This window comes from Achromobacter sp. Bel, assembly GCF_012928505.1.
GTDB lineage: Bacteria > Pseudomonadota > Gammaproteobacteria > Burkholderiales > Burkholderiaceae_B > Achromobacter.
Genome location: NZ_JABBJN010000024.1, coordinates 56,784 through 76,973, shown reverse-complemented (window position 1 = coordinate 76,973; position 20,190 = coordinate 56,784). Strand labels below are relative to the sequence as shown.

Annotated in this window: 21 protein-coding genes; 14 read left to right on the top strand and 7 right to left on the bottom strand. The window is 67.5% G+C overall.

What is annotated here, in order from left to right:
• The first annotated feature begins 48 nt into the window (after window positions 1-48).
• Both HG262_RS16510 and HG262_RS16505 read left to right on the top strand, forming a co-directional pair.
• A complete protein-coding gene (locus HG262_RS16510; protein WP_169272025.1) occupies window positions 49-516 on the top strand; it encodes a CopD family protein in 468 nt (155 codons plus the stop codon).
• A 159-nt stretch (window positions 517-675) separates the two neighbouring features.
• Window positions 676-1,536 carry a hypothetical protein gene (locus HG262_RS16505; protein ID WP_169272024.1) on the top strand — a complete coding sequence of 287 codons (861 nt, stop codon included), beginning with the start codon at window positions 676-678 and terminating at the stop codon, window positions 1,534-1,536.
• Here the strand turns inward: HG262_RS16505 and HG262_RS16500 are convergent.
• Window positions 1,533-2,489: a LysR substrate-binding domain-containing protein gene (locus tag HG262_RS16500; RefSeq protein WP_169272023.1), complete on the bottom strand. Its 957-nt coding sequence runs from the start codon at window positions 2,487-2,489 to the stop codon at window positions 1,533-1,535. The two genes, HG262_RS16505 and HG262_RS16500, sit on opposite strands and share 4 nt — an antisense overlap.
• A 154-nt stretch (window positions 2,490-2,643) precedes the next feature.
• On the opposite strand from HG262_RS16500, the gene HG262_RS16495 reads away from it, so the two are divergent.
• The 4 genes from HG262_RS16495 (at window position 2,644) to HG262_RS16480 (ending at window position 5,953) form a co-directional block, all read left to right on the top strand.
• Window positions 2,644-3,669 (top strand): tripartite tricarboxylate transporter substrate binding protein, encoded by a 1,026-nt coding sequence (locus HG262_RS16495; RefSeq protein WP_169272022.1) that lies wholly within the window; start codon window positions 2,644-2,646, stop codon window positions 3,667-3,669.
• Window positions 3,669-4,646 (top strand): hypothetical protein, encoded by a 978-nt coding sequence (locus tag HG262_RS16490; protein ID WP_169272021.1) that lies wholly within the window; start codon window positions 3,669-3,671, stop codon window positions 4,644-4,646. The genes HG262_RS16495 and HG262_RS16490 overlap by 1 nt, the downstream gene beginning before the upstream one ends.
• 134 nt (window positions 4,647-4,780) lie before the next feature.
• Window positions 4,781-5,470, top strand: a complete 690-nt coding sequence (locus HG262_RS16485; protein ID WP_169272020.1) for a YafY family protein — start codon at window positions 4,781-4,783, stop codon at window positions 5,468-5,470.
• 69 nt (window positions 5,471-5,539) lie between these two features.
• Window positions 5,540-5,953 (top strand): VOC family protein, encoded by a 414-nt coding sequence (locus tag HG262_RS16480; RefSeq protein WP_169272019.1) that lies wholly within the window; start codon window positions 5,540-5,542, stop codon window positions 5,951-5,953.
• Window positions 5,954-5,998: 45 nt separating this feature from the next.
• Here the strand turns inward: HG262_RS16480 and HG262_RS16475 are convergent, their stop codons facing one another.
• Window positions 5,999-7,138 carry a pyridoxal-phosphate dependent enzyme gene (locus HG262_RS16475; RefSeq protein ID WP_169272018.1) on the bottom strand — a complete coding sequence of 380 codons (1,140 nt, stop codon included), beginning with the start codon at window positions 7,136-7,138 and terminating at the stop codon, window positions 5,999-6,001.
• A 97-nt stretch (window positions 7,139-7,235) separates the two neighbouring features.
• Here HG262_RS16475 and HG262_RS16470 point away from each other — a divergent pair, with 97 nt between their 5' ends.
• A complete protein-coding gene (locus tag HG262_RS16470) occupies window positions 7,236-8,147 on the top strand; it encodes a LysR family transcriptional regulator (protein WP_169272017.1) in 912 nt (303 codons plus the stop codon).
• 37 nt (window positions 8,148-8,184) lie between these two features.
• Here HG262_RS16470 and HG262_RS16465 read toward each other — a convergent pair whose 3' ends face one another.
• Window positions 8,185-9,591: an amino acid permease gene (locus HG262_RS16465; protein ID WP_169272016.1), complete on the bottom strand. Its 1,407-nt coding sequence runs from the start codon at window positions 9,589-9,591 to the stop codon at window positions 8,185-8,187.
• Between the two features lie 79 nt (window positions 9,592-9,670).
• On the bottom strand, window positions 9,671-10,921 hold the full coding sequence (gene kynU / locus HG262_RS16460; RefSeq protein WP_169272015.1) for a kynureninase: 1,251 nt from the start codon (window positions 10,919-10,921) through the stop codon (window positions 9,671-9,673).
• A 139-nt stretch (window positions 10,922-11,060) separates the two neighbouring features.
• On the opposite strand from kynU, the gene HG262_RS16455 reads away from it, so the two are divergent.
• On the top strand, window positions 11,061-11,534 hold the full coding sequence (locus HG262_RS16455) for an Lrp/AsnC family transcriptional regulator (protein ID WP_006222611.1): 474 nt from the start codon (window positions 11,061-11,063) through the stop codon (window positions 11,532-11,534).
• 33 nt (window positions 11,535-11,567) lie between these two features.
• On the opposite strand, the gene HG262_RS16450 is transcribed toward HG262_RS16455, so the two are convergent.
• Window positions 11,568-12,200 carry a hemolysin III family protein gene (locus HG262_RS16450; protein WP_169272050.1) on the bottom strand — a complete coding sequence of 211 codons (633 nt, stop codon included), beginning with the start codon at window positions 12,198-12,200 and terminating at the stop codon, window positions 11,568-11,570.
• A 93-nt stretch (window positions 12,201-12,293) separates the two neighbouring features.
• A complete protein-coding gene (locus HG262_RS16445; protein ID WP_248293380.1) occupies window positions 12,294-13,436 on the bottom strand; it encodes a P1 family peptidase in 1,143 nt (380 codons plus the stop codon).
• Between the two features lie 137 nt (window positions 13,437-13,573).
• On the opposite strand from HG262_RS16445, the gene HG262_RS16440 reads away from it, so the two are divergent.
• The 3 genes from HG262_RS16440 to HG262_RS16430 all read left to right on the top strand — a co-directional run bounded on the left by HG262_RS16440 (window position 13,574) and on the right by HG262_RS16430 (window position 15,873).
• The gene (locus HG262_RS16440) at window positions 13,574-14,356 is read left to right on the top strand and encodes an amino acid ABC transporter substrate-binding protein (protein WP_169272014.1); all 783 of its coding nucleotides are present in this window, start codon (window positions 13,574-13,576) and stop codon (window positions 14,354-14,356) included.
• Window positions 14,357-14,440: 84 nt separating this feature from the next.
• Window positions 14,441-15,121, top strand: coding sequence for an ABC transporter permease subunit (locus HG262_RS16435; RefSeq protein ID WP_054423301.1), 681 nt, complete (start codon window positions 14,441-14,443; stop codon window positions 15,119-15,121).
• Window positions 15,118-15,873, top strand: a complete 756-nt coding sequence (locus HG262_RS16430) for an amino acid ABC transporter ATP-binding protein (RefSeq protein ID WP_169272013.1) — start codon at window positions 15,118-15,120, stop codon at window positions 15,871-15,873. The genes HG262_RS16435 and HG262_RS16430 overlap by 4 nt, the downstream gene beginning before the upstream one ends.
• Before the next feature lie 16 nt (window positions 15,874-15,889).
• Here the strand turns inward: HG262_RS16430 and HG262_RS16425 are convergent, their stop codons facing one another.
• Window positions 15,890-16,573 carry a peptidoglycan DD-metalloendopeptidase family protein gene (locus HG262_RS16425; RefSeq protein WP_169272012.1) on the bottom strand — a complete coding sequence of 228 codons (684 nt, stop codon included), beginning with the start codon at window positions 16,571-16,573 and terminating at the stop codon, window positions 15,890-15,892.
• A 285-nt stretch (window positions 16,574-16,858) separates the two neighbouring features.
• Between HG262_RS16425 and HG262_RS16420 the strand changes: the two genes are divergently transcribed.
• Genes HG262_RS16420 through HG262_RS16410 form a run of 3 tightly spaced genes read left to right on the top strand, consistent with a single transcriptional unit; the run spans window position 16,859 to window position 20,161 of the window.
• Window positions 16,859-18,157: an MASE1 domain-containing protein gene (locus HG262_RS16420; RefSeq protein ID WP_248293379.1), complete on the top strand. Its 1,299-nt coding sequence runs from the start codon at window positions 16,859-16,861 to the stop codon at window positions 18,155-18,157.
• Window positions 18,144-19,694 carry an acyl-CoA-binding protein gene (locus HG262_RS16415; RefSeq protein ID WP_169272011.1) on the top strand — a complete coding sequence of 517 codons (1,551 nt, stop codon included), beginning with the start codon at window positions 18,144-18,146 and terminating at the stop codon, window positions 19,692-19,694. Before HG262_RS16420 ends, HG262_RS16415 begins: the two co-directional genes overlap by 14 nt.
• Window positions 19,695-19,720: 26 nt before the next feature.
• A complete protein-coding gene (locus HG262_RS16410; protein ID WP_169272010.1) occupies window positions 19,721-20,161 on the top strand; it encodes a DUF2946 family protein in 441 nt (146 codons plus the stop codon).
• Window positions 20,162-20,190: the final 29 nt, after the last annotated feature.

Here is a 20,190-nt window from a genome sequence, read left to right as displayed (position 1 = left end):
GGACAGACCGGGCCGCATTCCGCGGCCCTTCCCTTGCAGGCGGCCCCCATGTTCTATAGCGTCGTGAAGTTCATCCATGTGATCGCCGTGATCCTATGGGTCGGCGGCATGCTGTTCGCGCACTGTTTCCTGCGGCCGGCGGCCGCGCAGTTGGAACCGCCGGTGCGGCTGAAGCTGATGGCGTCAGTGCTGGGCCCGTTCCTGAATGCCGTGCTGGTGGCGATCGTGCTGATCCTGCTAACGGGCATGTCGATGATCGGCCAGGAGGCCAGCCAGGCCGTGCGCACGGGCGGCGCCTTCTTCATGCCGCTGGGCTGGACATTGATGGCGGCGGGCGGAATCGTGATGATGGCCATCTTCGGCCATATCCGCTTTGCGCTCTACAAGCGCCTGGCCACCGCCGTCGCGGCGTCCGATTGGCCGAAAGGCGGCCAGGCCATGGCGGGCATCCGCCGTTGGGTGGGCGTGAACCTGGTGTTGGGCATCGCCATCGTGGCCATCGTCTTCATGGCCTAGGCGCCGCGTCCAGGCGGATACCGGCCGCCACCGCCACCTATCGGCCAAGCGGTGACTGGTATCGGGATTCTTTCGACTGGTGCAATACCCCGTACATCCACAGTGGCCACACTGCGGGTGACTCTCGCGGGTCACGTCAACAACGACAAGGGATTCCCCATGATCAAACGTGCATTCCACCTGGCCGCCCTCGGCCTGTTCGCCACCTCGTTCGCCGCCCAGGCCGCCGCCCCCATCGACAACAGCGCCCTGGATAAACCGGAGTTTCGCGCCCACAAGGCCACCTACGGCGTGGTGTACCGCTTGCCGCAGGACGTCAACGCCATCCTGGACGCCAAGATCACCGGCACGCTCAAGCAAGACTTGCTGGCGCTGGGCCTGAAGACCGAGGCCGAAACGCCCAACATGCCGCACGTCACCGTGGTCCACATCCACAGCGCCGATCCCGAGACGCCCGCCCGCATGCTGCGCACGCTGCCCAAGCCGCCCGCGCCCCTGCAGGTCACGCTGAAGACCTTCTACCCGACGGAAGCCGCCAAGGGCGCCGGCCATCCGTGGTGGCTGGACCTGGCCGTCGTCAAAAGCGGCCAGGGCTTTGAAGACATGATGCGCTACAACACCGTGGCGACCGCCGCGCTGGCCCCCTTGCGTGACGGCCCCCTGCCGCGCGTGACGGGCCCGGTCTATGCCAAGATGGGCGATGCGGGCAAGAATCTGGTCAAGACGATGGGCGTCAGCGGCGTCAACATCATGCAGGACGGCAAAGAGGTGCGCGCCCACAATCCGCACACCACGCTGGTCTACAGCATGGCGATCTACGACACCCGTCTGCAGGACGCCATGAAGCAAGAGTCCGACAAGTTCAACGCCGTGCTGCCCGACGGCATCAACACCACGTTCAAGGACGTTTCCATCGTCGAAATCGGCTTTGCCGGCAACGTCGTGCGCGAGATCTACCGCGTCAGCCTGGAAGACGGTTCGGTGATCGACGTGGCGACGGGCAAGAAGGTCGGCTCCTAAGGCCGTTGCGCTGCGGGAGCGCCCACGCGCTCCCGCAGCACTTCCCGGATTTGGTCGCGCAGCCACGCCTGCTGGGGCGACGTGTGCTGACGGCGCGCCCACACCATCACGAACTCGATCTTGCGCAGGCGGGCAGGCAGTTCCAGCATCGCCAGCGGAAAGTGCCGGCTGTGCGCCTGCGCCACGCTGGCGGGCATGGTGGTGGCGTAATCCGTTTCCAGCAACACATACGGCGCGATGCCGAACCCCGACAGATAGGCCGAGAAGTCCAGGCGCGCCGCATCCGGCTTCAACGCGCGGTCGAAGTTCGTTTCCCGGCCGTACATCTGCGCGAAGGCGAACCATTTGATGGCGGACAAGTCGGCCAGCGTCAACGCCTTGCGGTCAGCCCACGGGTGCCGCGCGGACACGACGCAGACCCGCCGGTCGCGCAGCAGCGTGTCGCGGTGAAAGCGCGCCGGCACCTTGCCGAACAGGCCGATGGCGATGTCCAGCCGTTCGGCGTCCAGATCGTCCGGCACAAAATCCCCATGCACGGACTGGAAGCGCAGCGTGATGCCGGGCGCCAGGCGATGCAGCCTGTCCAGCAACGGTGCGGCCAACAGGATTTCGCTGTGCGCGCCGGTGCCGATGTTGACCACGCCGCTGGCGCGCGCAGGGTCGAAGGCTTCGGGCGGGCGCAACGCGGATTCGATCTGCGCCAGCGCGTCGTGCACCGCCGCATGCAGTTCCAGCGCGCGCTCGGTCGGGATGAAGCGCCCTTTCACCACCACCAGCAGCGGGTCTTCCAAGCGGCGGCGCAACCGCGCCAGGTCGCGGCTGATGGCGGGTTGCGTCTTGTGCAGCACGGTGGAACTGGCCGTGGCGCTGCGCGTGCGCATCAGCACGTCGAAGGTCAGCAGCAGGTTCATGTCCAGCCGGCGCAAATACGGCAAGGGTTGGGTATCGCTCATCCCCTCATGCTATGCGTCAAGAACATGAATGAAAAGACCTATGCCAATTTTGGTATAGCCAGCTTGCGCGCCCGGCATTGGGCAGCGCGGCGCGGCTTGGATACAGTCGCCGGCAGATCGGGCGTTTCACACCCGACACCTGGAGACTTCCGCAATGGGCCCCTTACGCCTGATCGCCGCGCCCTGGCGCGCGGCCGCCCCCCGCCGCTGGCTGCTGGCCGCGGGTTCCGCCCTGACCGGCGCCATGCTGGCGCTGGGCGCCGTCCAACCGGCCGCCGCCGCGGACTTCCCGACCCGCCCGATCACGCTGGTGGTGCCCTTCCCCGCCGGCGGCACGCCCGACATCCTGGCGCGCATCCTGAGCGACAACCTGGCCCGGCGCCTGGGCCAGCCCCTGATCGTGGAAAACCGCGCGGGCGCGGGCGGCAACATCGGCGCGCAGGCCGTGGCGCGTGCCGCCCCCGACGGCTACACACTGCTGATGTGCGCGTTCGGGTGTACCGTCGCGCCGTCGCTCTATCAACCCGCCCCCTACGACATCGTCAAGGACTTCGCGCCCGTCGCGATGGTCGGCACCGTGCCCAGCGTGCTGGTCGTCAACCCCAAGGTGCCGGCCAAGACGCTGCCCGAACTGCTGGCCTACGCCCGTGCCAATCCCGGCAAGCTGAATTCGGCCTCATCCGGCGTAGGCGGGTCGGCCCATCTGGCCACAGAACTGCTCAAGCAACGCGCCGGCATCGACCTGGCGCACATCCCCTACAAGGGCGCGGGCCAAGTGGCGGCCGACCTGCTGGGCGGGCAGGTCGATATGTATTTCGACAATCTGCCGGCGTCGCTGGCCAACATCCGCGCGGGCAAGCTGCGCGCACTGGCCGTGGCCAGCCGCCAGCGCGCGCCCGCCATCCCGGACGTGCCGACCTTTGCGGAAAGCGGCGTGCCCGATTTCCTGATCACGCCCTGGTTCGGCGTGATGGCGCCAGCCGGCACGCCGGACGCCACGCTGGCCGCGCTGCATGACGCGTTCACCGATGCGCTGGCCGCGCCCGACGTCGCCGCCAAGATGCACGAGCTGGGCGTAGAGACGGCCCCCGGCCCGCGCTCGGCGCTGGGCGAATTCGTGGCCGCCGAAACCGCGCGCTGGAAGGCCGTGATCCAGGCGAACCATATCAAGGCCGAGTGATGGCGGCGGCTGAACCCACGGCCTCGGGCGGCCCCGCACCCGCCCCGATCCGCCTGCGCGACATGGGGTCTTTCCACGTCGGCGGCCACGACGTGAGGCTGTCGGGCCTGCCACCCCGCCAGGTCGTCATGGCCGAAGGCGGCCAGCCCGTGTCGCTGGACCCGAACGGCACGTATCGCGTCGAACAGATGTATGCGCAGTATTTCCTGTCGGAACCCGCCAGCGGCCGTCCGCCGCTGGCGTTCTGGCACGGAGGCGGCATGACGGGCGCCGCCTGGGAAACCACCCCGGACGGCCGCGAAGGTTGGCTGAACGCCTTTCTGCGGCGAGGCTGGGACGCCTACCTGTGCGACGCGGTGGAACGCGGCCGCGCGGGCTACGCGCTGGTGCCCGAGATCTGGCCCGCAGCGCCCATCGTGCAAACGCGCGAAGACTGCTACACCCGGTTCCGCATTGGCCAGCCCGGCACGCGCCCCGGACCCGACAGCGCCTATCCGAACACGCAATTCCCGGTGGCCGCATTCGACCGCCTGGCCGCCCAGATGGTGCCGCGCTGGGTCCACACCGACGCGGCGATCCTGCAGGGCTACCTGGCGCTGCTGGATCGGGTGGGGCCGATGATCGTCGTTTGCCATTCCCAGGCGGGCGTCTTCGGCATCCGCGCGGCGCAGACCCGGCCCGACCGCGTACGCGCCGTCGTGGCGCTGGAGCCCGCCAGCATCCCCCTCTTGGCGCCGGATGCCGACTACCGCACCCCGACGCTGATCGTGATGGGCGACAACATGGACACCGACCCCCGCTGGCCGCGCATGCGGGAGCGCGTGCGCGAATTCGCGCAGCGCTACCCCTGCGTCGCCGTGCTGTCCTTGCCTGATCTGGGCATCGCCGGCAATTCGCACATGCTGATGATGGATCGCAACAGCCTGGACCTGGCCGCGCGGGTGCACGACTGGCTGGTGCAATGGGCGCTTGGTTGAAGGGAAGTACCGATTGAGGGGGGGTACGGATTGAGGGGGGGTACGGATTGAGGGGGGTTCCCGATTGAGGGGGTTTCCCGATTACTGCCATTTCGTGGCAGCATTCGGCCATCCGGTCCTTCTTCCCCCCCGCCATGTCCCGCACCGAACGACTGCTGGAACTACTCCAGACCCTGCGCCGCCACCGCCTGCCCGTCAGCGGCCATCGGTTGGCCACCGAAATGGGCATCAGCCTGCGCACGCTGTACCGCGATATCGCGACGCTGCAATGCCAGGGCGCCGAGATCGAGGGCGAGCCCGGCGTGGGCTATGTGCTGCGGCCCGGCTTCATGCTGCCGCCCCTGATGTTCAGCACGGAGGAGATCGAAGCCCTGGTGCTGGGCACGCGCTGGGTGGCCGGCCGCTCAGACGAGCGCCTGGGCCTGGCCGCGCGCAACGCGCTGGCCAAGATCGGTGCGGTGCTGCCGCAGGAACTGCGCGACGAACTGGACGCCATTCCGTTGCTGGTGGCCCCCAGCGCCAGCGCGGTCGTCGATCGGGTCGACGTGGCGCTGATCCGCCAGGCGATCCGCAACGAGTGGAAATTGGAAATCCAGTACCGCGACGACAAGGGGACGGATTCGGCCCGCGTGATCTGGCCCTTCGCGCTGGGCTTTTTCGACAGCGTGCGGCTGGTCATGGCCTGGTGCGAACTGCGCCAGGACTTCCGGCATTTCCGCACCGACCGCATCGCCGCGCTGGCTGCTGGCGACCGCTATCCCCGGCGCCGCCACGCCTTGCTGAAAGAATGGCGGGCGGTTCATCAGGAACAGAAAAGAACCTGATGCACACTACTGCCAAAAACTGACAGTACCCCTGCCTACCATGAGCGCATCAACCACCAGGAGCGCCTCATGTCCGACACCAACTACGTCCTCTTCTACGTCGAAAAACCCCAGGCCAGCGCGGCGTTCTACAGCGCGCTGCTGCAACGCGATCCCGTCGAGAATTCGCCCACGTTCGCCCTCTTCGTGCTGGACTCCGGCCTGAAGCTGGGGCTGTGGTCGCGTTACACGGTGGAACCGGCCGCGGCCGGTCGCGGCGGCGCGTCCGAGCTGGCTTTCGCCGTGGCGGATGTCGACGTCGTCAATCAGCGCCACCGGGAATGGAGCCTGCGCGGCCTGCCCATCCTGCAGGCTCCCACCGACATGGATTTCGGCCGCACTTTTGTCGCGCTGGATCCCGACGGGCATCGCCTGCGCGTGTTCTCGCGCGCCCCCGCGCTGGATGCTTCAAACGAGCGCACGGCGGCGGCACAGGCCAGTTGATCGCCGCGCGGGCCCACCGGTATTCGGTACGGGCCCGCCCGCCCCTCATCCAGGCGCCGTCGAATACAGGTCCGTCATGAACTGCGTGGACTTGATGCCGGTGCCGGTCAACAGCACCACCGTGCGTTCGTCCGCCTGGATCGCGCCGCGCGCCTGCAGCACGTCCAGGGCGGCCGCCGCCGTCGCGCTGGTCGGTTCGGCGTACAGGCCGGACAAGGCCAGTCGCTTCACCGCCGCCACGATGTCCGCTTCCGGCACCGCCACCGTCTGTCCGCCGCTGGCCCGCACGGCCTGCAACACCTCGCGCAAGCGCACCGGATGCTTGATGGCCGTGCCTTCGGCCACGGTAGGCAGCACGTCGCGCGCCACCGCGCCGTCCACCCCCGCCTGGAAGCTGGCGTCCACCGGCGAACAATTCAACGGTTGCGCCACGAACAGCTTGGGCAGGCGGCGGATCTGGCCAGCAGCCAGCAGTTCGGCAAAGCCGATCGCGCAACCCAGCACGTTGCTACCCGCGCCCGCCGGGATCACCACGTTGTCGGGCGCCTGGAAACCGAAGTCTTCCCACATCTCGTAGGCGATGGATTTGGTGCCTTGGAGGAAGAACGGCTGCCAATTGTGGCTGGCGTAAAAAATGTCTTGCGACGCACGGATGGCTTCGGTCTGGGAGTTCTCGCGTGGGCCGTCCACCAGACGCACATCGGCGCCGAACGCGCGGATCTGCGCCACTTTGGCGATGGACGTGTAGGCAGGCGCGAAAATGGTGACACCCATGCCCGCCGCCGCGCCGAAAGCCGCGATGGCCGCGCCGCCATTGCCCGAGCTGTCTTCGGCCACCGCCGGAATGCCGATCTGGCGCAGCCACGACAGCATGACCGCCGCGCCCCGGTCCTTGAAGCTGCATGTCGGGTTGAACCATTCCAGCTTGAAATGCGGCCGTAAGCCGCCCCAGGCGCGCTCGACCATCGGCGTGCCGCCCTCGCCCATCGACACCGGCGTCGCGATGTCCTGCGGCAAGGCGGCGCGATAACGCCAGATGGAGCGGTCGCGGGTATCGATATCGTCGCGCGACATGCCCGGCAACGGCGAGATCATCAGCGGGGTTTGCGCGTCGGAGCACCAGCGGGCATCGGTGATCGGGTAGCGTTCGCCGGAAAGCGGGTCCACATAGCAGGGTTGCGACATGATGTAGGCAGGCAAGGCAGGAAAGCCGCCAGTCTAGGCCGGGCGCGCGTCGCAGCGTTGCAATATCATGTTGCGGAAAACGCAATGGAGAATCCGCATGGAACGAGGCGCGCTATGGGAGTTCCAGGTGTTCTGCGCCGTGGCCGAACGCCAGAGTTTCGTATTGGCCGCCCGGGCGTTGGGGGCCTCGCCCAGCGCCGTGACGCGGGCCGTGCAGTCGCTGGAGCGCCAGGTGGGTGCGCAGCTGCTGTTGCGCAGCAAAAGCAGCGTGGTGCTGACCCCGCAGGGCGAAAGCTACTTCCAGTCCGCGCGCGAGCTGCTGCGGCTGGAAGCGCAGGCGCGCGACGACCTTCAAGACGCGCAGGGCGGCGATCAGGGACGCGTGCGCTTTTCGGCGCCGGACCTGCTGGGCGTGGCGCTGCTGCCGGCCGTGCTGCGGCGGTATGCGGACGCGCATCCCGGCGTCAGCATGGACATCCTGTACACCGACAAATGGGTGGACCCGATCGCCGAAGGCCTGGACTTCGCGATCCGGGGCGGCTTTCCAGCTTCCAGCGACTTGCTCGGCGCGCGCCTCTGGCCCTATGACCGGCTGCTGTGCGCCAGCCCGGACTACGTGCGCCGCATGGGCCTGCCCCGCGAACCCGACGACCTGAAAGCGCATCGCCTGGTGATGCACACCGGGCCCCGCGTGCTGAAGGATTGGCACCTGCGGGATGGCGAACGCATTGTGCGCTTGCACGCCGAACCCGCCGTGCGCGTCAGCAGCGGCAGCGGCCTGATGGCAATGGTCCTGCAAGGCATGGGGATCGCAAGGCTGGCGGATTGGGCTGCACAGCCGGAGATCGAGCGCGGCGCCTTGGTGCGCGTGTGCCCGGCCTATACCGTGACTTCGGCCCAAGGCGCCGCGCCGCAGATACATGCGGTGTACGCGTCGCGCTCACTACCGGCGCGCGCCCGTGCGATGCTGGCGGCGATCCGGCAATGCGCGGCAGGGGCGGGGCGGTGATGGCGGCGGTGATCGGGGCGGCGACGCCCCAGCCGGTTCAGCCGCGTTGACTGCGCGCCTGTAGCACGACGGCTTCGCCGCGCTTTTTGAACAGCAGGAAATACAGCGCGGCCAGGAGCAGCAGGAACGGCAGGCCGAAGGCCAGCGTCATCTTGAACACGCCGGTAAAGGCCGTCGTGATCAGAATGGCCAGCATCGCGGCCGCGCCCAGCAGCGTCAGCACCGGGAAACCCGGCATCCGGAACGACAGCGCCGCGCCCCCTTCGCGTGCCCAGCGGCGCCGGAAAAAGTAGTGCGTGACGAAGATCATCATCCACGTGAACAGCGCGCCAAACATCGAAATCGCCATCATCAGCGTGAACGAGGTCTCGGGGTAAAGCGCGTTCAGAACGGCTGCGATGGCGATGCCGCTGGTGGACAGCAGCAAGGCGTTCAACGGCGTGCCGCTGCGCGTCAGGCGGCCGAACGCGGACGGCGCATGCCCCGCGCGCGACAGGCTGAACATCATGCGCGTGGTGATGTAGAGCTGGCTGTTCATGGCCGACAACGCCGCCACCAGCACGATGAAGTTGATGACGCCCGCCGCGCCTGGAATCTCCAGCGCCTGCATGACCTTCACGAACGGGCTGCCGCCCTTGCCCGCTTCGTCCCACGGCACGATGGCCAGGATCAGCGCCAGCGTCAGCAGGTAGAAGACGACCAGCCGCACGATGGTGGCGCGGAACGCCTGCTTGACGGCGCGTTCAGGGTCCTCGGCTTCGCCAGCGGCCACCGCGATCATCTCCACGCTCAGGTAGCTGAAGATCGAGATCACCACGGCAATCCACATGCCCCACACGCCATTCGGGAAAAAGCCGCCGTGCGAGGTATACAGCGCCGTGCCGTACTGCGGATTGCCCCAGACCACATAGGCGCCCAGGATGATGAAAGCCACGATCGCCGTGATCTTGATCGTCGAGAACCAGTATTCGATGGTACCGAAGGCTTTGACGCTCATCGCATTGATGAAGATCAGCGCCGCCGAGAACACGCATACCCACTGCCAGCCCGGCACGCCGGGGAACCAGAACTTCATGTATTCGGCCACCGCCGTCACCTCGGTGCCCACCGCCAGCACCACGCACGACCAGTACGCGTAGCGCACCAGAAAGCCCGCCAGCGGCCCCACGTAATGCTCGGCGTAGGCACCGAAGGAACCGGAGGTGGAATGCGCTACCGTCATTTCGGCCAGGCAGCCCATCAGCAGCAGCGTGATCAGTCCGCCGATGGCGTAGCTGATGATCACGCTGGGCCCGGCGAATCCGATGGCGAACTTGCTGCCCAGGAACAGGCCGGTGCCGATGGCCCCGCCGATCGCGATCATGCTCATCTGGCCCGAGGTCAAGCGACGCTTGAGCCCCTTTTCACGTTCGGCGATTTCGCCGAACCCGTGTTGTTGCCGCATTGTCTCCTCCTTGTACTGCGCTCTCTTTCTGGATGTAGGGCCGATCCGGCCCGCGCGATAAGGCAACGCTTGATGGCGTTCAGGTCACGGCGGACCGTTGCTTGAACTCGGGCTTGTCCCAGGCGCGGCTGTCCAGCACGTCTTTCAGGATATCCACCGCGTCCCACACGTCCGCATAGCCGAAATACAGCGGCGTCAGGCCAAAGCGCAGCACCTCGGGTTCGCGGTAGTCGCCGATCAGGCCGCGCGCGATCAAGGCCTGCATCACTTCGTAGCCATTGGGATGGCGGAAGCTGACGTGACTGCCGCGGTCGGCGTGCTGGCGCGGCGTGACGAGCGTGAGCGGATGGCCTTCGCAGCGTTCCTCGACCAGCGCGATGAACAGGTCGCCCAACGCCAGCGATTTGCGGCGCACTTCGGCCATGTCGGCGGCGTGGGCCACGTCCAGGCCGCATTCCACCAGCGACAGCGACACGATGGGCTGGGTGCCGCACAGGTAGCGGCGGATGCCGCCGGCCGGCTCGTAGGCCACGGCCATATCGAACGGGCGTGTATGGCCCCACCAGCCCGACAGCGGCTGCCAGAAGTCCTGGGTGTGGCGCGGCGCCACCCAGATGAAGGCGGGCGAACCCGGACCACCGTTCAGGTATTTATAGGTGCAACCGACGGCGAAGTCGGCGTTGGCGCCATTCAGGTCCACCGGCACGGCGCCTGCGGCATGCGCCAGGTCCCAGATGGTCAGCGCGCCGCGTTCGTGTGCCAGCGCGGTCACGGCGGCCATGTCGTGCATCTGGCCGCTGCGGTAGTTCACGTGCGACAGCAGCATCACGGCAACAGACTCGTCCAGCGCCTTGTCCAGCGGCAGCTCGTCATCGATCAGGCGCATCTCGTAGCCCTGCTGCAGCAGGTCGATCATGCCCTGGATCATGTACAGGTCGGTCGGAAAGTTGTCGCGTTCGGACAGGATGACGCGGCGCGTCGGCTGCTTCTGTTGCTGGATGCGCAGCCCGGCGGCCAGGGCCTTGAAGATGTTCAGCGACGTGGTGTCGGTCACGACCAGTTCGCCTTCGCGGGCGCCCAGCAGGCTACCCAGCTTGTCGCCCAGGCGGGCAGGCAATTCGAACCAGCCGGCGGTGTTCCAGCTGCGGATCAGGCCGGTGCCCCATTCCTGGGTAATGACGCCGGCGGCGCGGGCGGCCGCGGCCTTAGGCATCACGCCCAGGGAATTGCCGTCCATGTAGAGCACGCCGGGCGGCAGCTCGAACCGGTCTTTCAGGGCGGCCAGGGGGTCTTTCCGGTCTGCGGCGACGCAGTCTTCACGCGTAGTCATGCAATCTCTCCTTCGGGCAATATCCTGCAAACAGGATAGCAGCGCCGATTAGCCGAAATATTGCAAATCCGGGCGTGGCTTACCCTAAGATTCCGCAGTAAATTGCACGAAACCCGAATTTTCAGAATTGGATTGCTCCATGCAACTAGACGCGATCGACCAGCGCATCCTGTACCGCCTGCAAGAGAACGGCCAGCTCAGCAACCAGGACCTGGCCGAGCAGGTGGCGCTGTCGCCGTCGGCCTGCCTGCGCCGCGTGCGGGCCCTGGAGGAAGGCGGGATGATCCGGCAGTACCGGGCCGTGCTGGACGCCGAAAAGCTGGGGTTCGAGCTGGAGGCCATCGTCCACGTGTCGCTGGACCAGTCGCGCCCCGGCTGGCACGAGGCGTTCCTGGCCGGCATCGCCGCGCACGACGAGATCACCGAAGCCAGCATCGTGACGGGTGCCTCCAATTACATCCTGACGGTGCGCACCCGCAACCTGTCGGCGTTCTCGCAGTTCGTGGAAGACAAGCTCAGCAAGATCGCCGGGGTACGCGACCTGTGTTCGCATATCGTCATGCGGAAAGTGAAAGACCGGGGCGGCATGCTGCCGCTGGCCAGCTGGCGTTGACGGGGGCCGCCCTTTCCGCCCTGCCCGCCGCGTTCAGGCGGGCGTGCCGTAGCGCAAAAAGCCGAACACCGTGACGAAGTGGCAGGCCGATCCGCCCATCACGAACAGGTGCCAGATGCCATGGGCGTGGCGCCAGCGCTTGTCGTTGACATAGAACAGCGTGCCCACCGTATAGGCCGCCGCGCCCGCCAGCAGCCACGCCAGGCCCGCGGAAGACAGCCCGCCCGCGATCGGGGCGGCGAACATCACCCCCAGCCAGCCCATCGCCAGGTACAGCGGCAAGGCGGGGGCCGCGCCGCGCGCCCACCACAGTTCACGGCCGATGCCGATGGCGGCCAGCAACCAGATCGCCACGCCCATCGCCGCCCCCCATGCGTGTTCCACCGGCCCGAACGCCAACGGCGTGTAGGTGCCGGCGATCAGCAGGTAGATGGCGCAATGGTCTGCCTTGGCCCAGCGGGCCTTGTTACGGCCACGGGTGCAGTGGTACAGCACCGACGAGGCATAGACGGCGATCATCGATGCCGCGAACACCGCGCAGCTGACGATCTGTTTCGTGTCGACTTTCAGTTCGGCCGCGCGGGAGATCAGCCAACCGGACGCGCCTACGGCCAGCGCCAGGCCGGCCAGATGCGTAGCGCCGTTGAATCGTTCGCCTTCATACATAGAGAGCCCCCAGGACACCGGATGCCCGGTGTCCGCCATGATGTTCCCGTCCTGTGACAACGTGAGGTCAGGACGGGCCATACGGCCCCGGGGTCAGGCGATGAAATCCACCGCAGCAGGAAACCCTTCGACCGCGCGCGCCGCCAGGATGGCGCGCTGCACCGCGATCGCCATGGCCTCGGCAGCCATCACGCCCAGCAGCATCACGTTGCCCGGCTTGCCCGAAGCGCCGGTGCCCAGCGCGAAAATCGTGTCGCCGTCCATCATCGTGTGGATCGGGTTGATGGTGCGGGCCAGGCCGTCGTGGGCCATGCCGGCGATCTTCTGCGCCTGCGCCTTGGTCAGCGTGGCGTCGGTGGCCACCACGCCGATGGTAGTGGCGGTTCCGGGGCGCATGGCATTGGGCAGGTCGCCCGCCAGAATGGCGGCGCGGGTATCCAGCAGATGCTTGCCGTCAGGCGTGCGCGCGCCGGCCAGGATGCGCCCGGTGGCGGGGTCCAGCACATCGCCTACTGCGTTCACGGCCACGATCGCCCCGACCGTCGCGCCGGCCACCGTCAGCGACGCGCTGCCGATGCCGCCCTTCATGGCGCGCTTGGCGCCATACAGCTTACCCACCGTGGCGCCGGCGCCGGCGCCGACATTGCCCTCTTGCGGTGCGGCGGTAGTCGCCGACTTGCAAGCCTGGTAGCCGGCAGCCGCATCAGGCCGGATGGATGCGTCGCCCACGCCCAGGTCGAACAGGATGGCGGCCGGCACGATGGGCACGTGCGCCACGCCCACATCGAAGCCGATCTTCTTTTCTTCCAGATAGCGCATGACGCCCGTGGCGGCGTCCAGGCCGAACGCGCTACCGCCCGACAGCACGATGGCATGCACCTTTTCCACCATGTTCATGGGATTGAGCAGATCGGTCTCGCGGGTGCCGGGCGCCGCGCCGCGCACATCGACGCCGCCGGTGGCGCCCGCCTCGGCGATGATGACCGTGCAGCCGGTCGGGCGGCGGGTATCGGTGTAATGGCCCACGCGCAGGCCGGACACCTGGGTGATGCTGCCTCCCCCGGGCGTCAGCCGCAAGCCGTTGGCGCCCTCTGCGGGCATCACCCCGGCAAACGCGGCCGCGCCCGCAGCCGCCATCATGAACGCCCGCCTGTTCCATTGCTGTTCCACACCGATCTCCCTCGCTTTGCCGATTGATTGCGCCCGGCGCAGGTCGCGCCGGGCGGGGGTAACCATATGACTTGCAGCTATATTTTTACTATTCCTTATGCTTTGTGGAAAAATAGGCGCGTTGTTAGAGTGCGGCTACGCCGGAGGGTATTGCACACCCGCAAGCTCTCCAGAATGACACCGATCATCCGTGGAGCATTGCCATGAAACTCTTCCGCTCGCTGTTCATCGCCGGCCTTATCCAGGCCGCCGCCCTGACCGCTGCCCACGCCCAGTCCGGCCTGGACCAGATCAAATCCGCCGGCACGTTCAAGATCGGCACCGAAGGCACCTACGCCCCCTTCACCTTCCACGACGCATCGGGCCAGCTTACCGGGTTTGACGTGGACATTGGGCGCGCCATCGCCGAACGCCTGGGCGTGAAGGCCCAGTTCGTCGAAGGCAAGTGGGACGGCCTGATCGCGGGGTTGGACGCCAAGCGCTACGACGCCGTGATCAACCAGGTCGGCATCACCGACGCGCGCAAAGCCAAGTATGACTTCTCCGATCCCTATATCTCGTCGGCTGCGGTGCTGATCGTGCGCGACGACAACACCACCATCAAGTCGTTTGCCGACCTGAAGGGCAAGAAGTCGGCCAACACGCTGACCAGCAACTTCGGCAAGCTGGCGCAAAGCCACGGCGCGGAAGTCGTCGCCGTGCAGGGCTTCAACGAAGCCATCGATCTCCTGACCTCGGGCCGCGTCGAAGCCACGGTCAATGACAACCTGTCGTTCCTGGACTTCAAGAAGCAAAAGCCCAACGCAAAGGTGAAGATCGCCGCCACGGACAAGACGGCGGAATTCAGCAACTCCGGCGTGCTGATCCGCAAGGGCAACCCCGAACTGCAAGCCGCCATCAACAAGGCGCTGGCCGACATCAAGGCCGACGGCACCTACAAGACCATCTCCGTCAAATACTTCGGCACGGACCTGTCGGCGCAGTAAGCGGCAGGCACGCACATGACGCTCCCCTCCTGGCTGCAAGCCGTCATCCCCGATTGGCTGCTGGCGCAAATCGGGTCGTGGACCGTGCCGGCCTGGGTGCAGTTGATGGCCGACTCATTCTGGCCTCTGCTGCACGCCGGGCTGGTGTTCACGGTGCCGCTCACGCTGATGTCGTTCGCGCTGGGGCTGGCGCTGGCGTTCGTGGTGGCGTTGATCCGGCTGTTCGGCCCGGCGCCGCTGGTGGCGGTCGTGCGTTTCTATGTCTGGCTGATCCGCGGAACGCCGCTGCTGGTGCAGTTGTTCGTGATCTTCTACGGCCTGCCCAGCGTGGGCATCGTGCTGGATCCGCTGCCGGCCGCGCTGATCGGCTTTACGCTGAACGTGGGCGCCTACAACTCGGAAGTGATCCGCGGCGCCATCGAATCCATCACCAAGGGCCAGTGGGAAGCGGCGTACTCGCTCAGCATGACGCGCGGCCAGGCGCTGCGCCGGACCATCCTGCCGCAGGCCGCCCGCGTAGCGGTGCCGCCCCTGTCCAATTCGTTCATCGCGTTGGTCAAGGACACGTCGCTGGCCGCCGTGCTGACCGTGCCCGAGATCTTCCAGGCCGCGCAACGCATCGCGGCCGTCACCTATGAGCCGCTGATCCTCTACACCGAAGCGGCGCTGATCTACCTGGTGTTCAGTTCCGTCCTGTCCGCCGCGCAAGTCCGCCTGGAACGGCGCTTTGGCCAGCACGCCGTGTTCTCCGAGAAAAGCCGATGATCCGCCTGCAGAAAATCGAAAAATCCTTCGGCGGCAATCCGGTGCTCAAGCAAGTGGACGTGAGCATCGCCGAAGGCAGCGTCACCGCCTTGATCGGCCCGTCGGGCAGCGGCAAGAGCACCTTGCTGCGCTGCGTGAACCTGCTGGAAGTGCCCGACCGCGGCACGCTTTCCATCGGGCCCGAAACGGTGGAATTTGAACCGGGGCAAAAGTTGGCGCGCGACCAGGTGCAGCGTGTGCGCAAACAGACCGGCATGGTGTTCCAGAACTTCCAGCTGTTTCCGCACCAGACGGTGATCGGCAACGTGATGGAGGGGCTGCTGACGGTGCAGAAGTGGCCGCTGGATCGCGCCCGCGCCCGTGCCGAAGAACTGCTGAAGAAAGTCGGCATGGCCGAAAAAGCCGACGCCTGGCCCGCCAATCTGTCGGGCGGCCAGCAACAACGCGTGGCGATTGCCCGCGCGCTGGCGCCCGCGCCCCGCGTGCTGCTGTGCGACGAACCGACCTCCGCCCTGGATCCGGGCCTGGCAGCCGAAGTGGTGGATGTGCTGCGCCAGTTGGCCACGGAAGGCATGACCATGCTGATGGCCACGCACGACCTGCGCCTGGCCGCCAGCGTGTCGCGCGAAGTGGTGTTCCTGCTGGATGGCGTCGTGGTGGAATCCGGCGAGTCCCGGACGATCTTCTCGCACCCCGCGGACCCGCGCACCGCTGCGTTCATCTCGACCCTGACGCAGGACACGGCGGTGTAGGCCGGCCGCCGTCCGATTATTTGGGCGGCAGGTTCCCCGCCGGGTCCACCGCCTGGCCGTCATAGCGCAATTCGAAATACAGCCCGACCTGCTTGCTGTCGCTGTTGCCCATTTCGGCGATCTTCTGCCCCTGCTTCACGCTTTGGCCTTCCTTGACCAGCAGCTTGCTGTTGTGCGCATAGATGCTGAGGAAGCTGGCGTTGTGCTTGACGATGACCAGATGGCCGTAGCCGCGCAGGCCGCTGCCCGAATAGGCCACCGTGCCGCCCGCCGCGGCCACCACCGGCGTGCCCGACGAATTGGAAATGACGATGCCGTTGGACCCGCCGCCGTCATAGCCGCGCGTGACCTTGCCCTGGGCAGGCCACACGAGCGAGATTGCGCCCGGCGGCGCGGTGCGCCGCTTGGCTGACGACGAAGAAGTCCGCGGCGACGAGGCCGCCGGCTTGGACCGCACCTTGCCGGAAGCGGACGTGGTGGCCTGCCCTCCTGGCGCCTGCACGCGCAGCATCTGCCCGACCTCGATGGCATTCGAATTCGACAAGCCGTTCCACCGCACCAGGTTGCTGACGCTGGTTCCCTGCTTACGCGCGATCTGCGTCAGCGTGTCGCCGGACTGCACGCGGTAGTAGCCGGGCTGGACCTTGGTGGTACCGCAGGCGGACAGCAACGCCAGCAGCACGATGATGCAGGCGCACATCCACAGCCGGCCCAGCGGGCGTGGCCGTCTCCAAAACCGGGGCGGGCCGGCAGGCGCCGCGCAAGGGAGGGGGCAGGCGGGCACGGACAGGGTCGGGGCGGACAAGGAAAGCACTGAAACCTGGGGCACTGAGATGGCGGTGGAAACGGAAGTGCATTCAAGGGTACCAAGATTTTCGGGTGCCAGTGTGGCGCAGGTGCTTCGCAGCGGCGTCCGGGCCGTGTATAACCCGCTGATCACGGTGAACGCGCTTCGCCACGCCTCAATGCGTTTGCAAGGACCGACATGCGTATGACCGACACGGTTAGAAAGAATCCGCTTTGCCTGCTGTGGACCATCCCCTATCTGCTGTGCGGGGTGTTCTCGCACCTGCTCAACGACCCGGTCAGCCACGCCTTGTTCGTCTGGCTGCCGCCCGGGGTGGCCGTGGGCGCCTACCTGCTGACCGCGCGCCGCAACTGGCTGCTGCTGGTGGCGGGATTCTTCTGCGCCCAGTTGGTCCTGACGCTTGTCACGCGCGGGCAGCCGGCCACCGCCATCGTCTTCGCGCTGACGGGCAGCCTGTCTTCGCTGCTGGCCGCGTGGACCGTGCAGCGCCTGTCGCCGCGCGCCGAGGGCCCCGGCTTCGTGGCCGCGTTGCTGGCCGGCGCAGTCGCGGGCGCCGCCAGCAGCGCCTTGTTGGGCGGCGGCTGGCTGTGGCTGACGCAGGAAGCCCACGCGCTGGTACGGCTGCGCACCTGGGTCACCGCGTATCTGGCCGGCGTGCTGATCCTGGCCCCGGCGCTGACGGGCTGGGCCCAATTCCGGCCGCGCCGCTCGGGCGGCCCCCGCATGCGCGACCTGCTGATCGGCGCGGCGGCCTACGCGCTGATGATCGTGTCGACGTTCATGACGTTCGACGGCGGCATGATCCAGAACCTGCCCTACGTCGTCTCCTTCGAGCTGACCTATCTGCCCTTGGTGTTCGCGGTGCTGATTGCGCTGGTCTGGGGCACGCCCGGCGGCACGCTGGCGATGGTCACGCTGATGGTAATGGCGCTGTACCAAAGCGCCCAGGGCGAAGGCCCCTTCGTCGAGGCCAACGACCCCTGGCACGTGCTGCTGGCCACCCAGGTCTACCTGGTGGTCACGGCCTTGCTGCTGCTGCTCGTCAACACCTTGCGCGGCGCGCGCGCCCAGGCGCTTGAAAGCGCCGAGCAGTGGCGCGGCCGCTTCGACCTGGCACTGGCCGGCAGCCACCAATTGATGTACCGCTTCAATCCCCATGACGGCAAGCTGGAGCTGGCGGGCGACCTGCAGGACGCCTTCGGCCTGCCAGCCAGCGCCATCACCGACCTGGCGTCGCTGACCGCCCATGCGCATCCGGAAGACCGGTCGCGCCTGGCGATGCACTGGGCGGCGCGGCGCGCGGGCGCCCAGGATCGCACGCCCCTGCTGTTCCGCGTGGCGCACTCGGCGGGCGGCTGGCGGCTGGTCAGCGACCGGGGCTCGCCGCTGTCAGACTTCGACGGCAGCGTGGCCGTCGTGGCCGGCATGTGGCGGCTGGGCGAGATCGAGCGCGAGCCGGCCGATGCCGTCCAATAGTCCCGACGCGCCGTCCGGCACGGGCGCCCTCCTGATCCACGGATTGGGTGGAACCGAGTACGACCTGGGGTCCATGCACAAGGTCTTGAAGCGCGCCGGCATCCAGACGTACAGCCTGACCTTGCCGGGCCACGGCGGCTCGCCCGAGGACCTGCTGTCCGTGCGCATGGAAGACTGGCTGGACGCCGTGACGCAGAAGTATCACGAAGTCGCCGCGCGCCACGACACCCTGCACGTCATGGGCATGTGCCTGGGTGCGCTGCTGGCGGTCGAACTCTGCAAACGGGTCGGCCACCAGCAGGGCAAGCTTGTGTCGCTGGCCGCCCCCGTCTTCATCGACGGCTGGAGCACGACCTGGTACCGCGGCCTGCGCAAGCTGGTCTACCGCATCCCGGGGCTGGCCGCACGCATGCGCGTCGAAGAGGAAGAGCCCTACGGCATCAAGAACGAACTGGTCCGGTCCATCGTCAAGGCCAAGTTCGAACGAGGCGAAAACTTCCACTACCGCTGGGTGCCGCTGGCCTGCGTGCGCGAAGTCGACCGGCTGCGCGACGCGGTCAGGCACGGGCTGGACGGTATTGGCTGCCCCACGCTGATCATGCACGCGCACGAGGACGAGCTCACCTCCGTGCGCTCGGCGCAGCTGCTGCATGAGGCCATCGCAGGCAGCCAGTTGGTGCTGTTGAACAACAGTTATCACATGATCTGCGTGGACAACGACCGCGACCTGGTGGCCGCCACCGTGCTGCAATTCATGGATCGCGACCCCGCCGCCGCCCAGTCCCCACGCGCGGCGGCGCGTGGCGCCCCAATGGGCGCCGCGGATGTCGAACGCATCCTGGACGCGTACCGCGATTCCCTCCTGGCGGGTGAATTCGAAACACTGTTCCCGCTGTTCGCCGAAGACGTCGTCTGGACCGAAGAAGGCGACAATCCCGTCAGCGGCGTCTACGAAGGCCGCGGCGCGCTGATCACCCTGTTCTCGCGGCTGATGGACTATTCGCGCAACACGTTCGCCGTCAACCACGTCGGGCAACCGGCGCTGGCCGGGCGCTCCATCGCGCTGCCGCTGCGTTTCCAGGTGCAGGACGGCGCCGGCCTCTACCTGGGCGCGTCCACGCACACGCTGCGCCTGCGCAACAACGCCATCAGCAAAGTCACCGCCCGCGCCGACGAGCCCGACGCCGAGGACGCCCTCTGGCGCAGGCTGGCTGGCGCCGGCCGCCACGAACCCGAAGGCGACACCATGGACGAGGCCACGCTGGCCCTCGACGCGGACGCGCTGCCCGATGCGTTCGAAGCGGCCATCATCCAATTGCGTTCACTGTCTGCGCCGCCATCGGCCGCCGTCGCGATCCGGCTCGCCGCCTACGAGCAACAAGCGCGCCACGGCGACGCCCCGCCGACGGCGCCGGCCCTTGCGGATGCCCGTAGCCAGGTCCGGCATGCCGCCTGGCGCCTCTTGGCCGGGCTGCCCTCGGACCAGGCGCAACGCCGCTATATCGCTCTGGTGCGGCGTCTGGACGCAGGGGACTGAGCCCTGGCCAGGGCTAAAATGGCGCGATGCCCGACCTGACCCGCCTCTACCGCCAGGGACGCGCCGCGCGCGCCCGTGGCGTGCTGTGGCTGGCGCTTCTGGCCTTGACCTTGCGTGCCCTGGTGCCAACGGGCTACATGCCCGATGCCCGCGCGCTGCATGACGGCCGCCTGGAAGTCACGTTCTGCACCGCGGCGGGCGACCTGTCCACGCTCAGCGTGGCGCTGGCCGGCGCAAGAGGCGGTGGCGACGGCGGTGAACCTGCCGGCCATGACACCGCCAAGACTGGCGCGCAATGCCCCTTCGGGTTGCTCGCGCATGTCGCGCCCGCGCCTACTCCCGCGCTGGCGCCCATTCTGCTTCCGGCGGGCCGGTATGTCCAGCCCCCGCCCGCCTACCGGGCCCTGCCCGCGCTGGCCGCCCATGGCCCGCCCCTCGGTTCCCGCGCCCCGCCTGCTTTGGCCTGACTCCGCCTGACCGCGCGGCATCGCCGCGC

Bases quoted from the DNA above. Each gene is read 5' to 3' on its own strand.
- HG262_RS16420 (WP_248293379.1), top strand. From the start codon at position 16,859: ATGCGTATGACCGACACGGTTAGAAAGAATCCGCTTTGCCTGCTGTGG.
- HG262_RS16430 (WP_169272013.1), top strand. From the start codon at position 15,118: ATGATCCGCCTGCAGAAAATCGAAAAATCCTTCGGCGGCAATCCGGTG.
- HG262_RS16505 (WP_169272024.1), top strand. From the start codon at position 676: ATGATCAAACGTGCATTCCACCTGGCCGCCCTCGGCCTGTTCGCCACC.
- HG262_RS16470 (WP_169272017.1), top strand. From the start codon at position 7,236: ATGGAACGAGGCGCGCTATGGGAGTTCCAGGTGTTCTGCGCCGTGGCC.
- HG262_RS16510 (WP_169272025.1), top strand. From the start codon at position 49: ATGTTCTATAGCGTCGTGAAGTTCATCCATGTGATCGCCGTGATCCTA.
- HG262_RS16445 (WP_248293380.1), bottom strand. From the start codon at position 13,436: ATGGTTACCCCCGCCCGGCGCGACCTGCGCCGGGCGCAATCAATCGGC.
- HG262_RS16485 (WP_169272020.1), top strand. From the start codon at position 4,781: ATGTCCCGCACCGAACGACTGCTGGAACTACTCCAGACCCTGCGCCGC.
- HG262_RS16455 (WP_006222611.1), top strand. From the start codon at position 11,061: ATGCAACTAGACGCGATCGACCAGCGCATCCTGTACCGCCTGCAAGAG.
- HG262_RS16410 (WP_169272010.1), top strand. From the start codon at position 19,721: ATGCCCGACCTGACCCGCCTCTACCGCCAGGGACGCGCCGCGCGCGCC.
- kynU (WP_169272015.1), bottom strand. From the start codon at position 10,921: ATGACTACGCGTGAAGACTGCGTCGCCGCAGACCGGAAAGACCCCCTG.
- HG262_RS16465 (WP_169272016.1), bottom strand. From the start codon at position 9,591: ATGCGGCAACAACACGGGTTCGGCGAAATCGCCGAACGTGAAAAGGGG.
- HG262_RS16475 (WP_169272018.1), bottom strand. From the start codon at position 7,138: ATGTCGCAACCCTGCTATGTGGACCCGCTTTCCGGCGAACGCTACCCG.
- HG262_RS16490 (WP_169272021.1), top strand. From the start codon at position 3,669: ATGGCGGCGGCTGAACCCACGGCCTCGGGCGGCCCCGCACCCGCCCCG.
- HG262_RS16425 (WP_169272012.1), bottom strand. From the start codon at position 16,573: ATGTGCGCCTGCATCATCGTGCTGCTGGCGTTGCTGTCCGCCTGCGGT.
- HG262_RS16415 (WP_169272011.1), top strand. From the start codon at position 18,144: ATGCCGTCCAATAGTCCCGACGCGCCGTCCGGCACGGGCGCCCTCCTG.
- HG262_RS16480 (WP_169272019.1), top strand. From the start codon at position 5,540: ATGTCCGACACCAACTACGTCCTCTTCTACGTCGAAAAACCCCAGGCC.
- HG262_RS16495 (WP_169272022.1), top strand. From the start codon at position 2,644: ATGGGCCCCTTACGCCTGATCGCCGCGCCCTGGCGCGCGGCCGCCCCC.
- HG262_RS16450 (WP_169272050.1), bottom strand. From the start codon at position 12,200: ATGTATGAAGGCGAACGATTCAACGGCGCTACGCATCTGGCCGGCCTG.
- HG262_RS16500 (WP_169272023.1), bottom strand. From the start codon at position 2,489: ATGAGCGATACCCAACCCTTGCCGTATTTGCGCCGGCTGGACATGAAC.
- HG262_RS16440 (WP_169272014.1), top strand. From the start codon at position 13,574: ATGAAACTCTTCCGCTCGCTGTTCATCGCCGGCCTTATCCAGGCCGCC.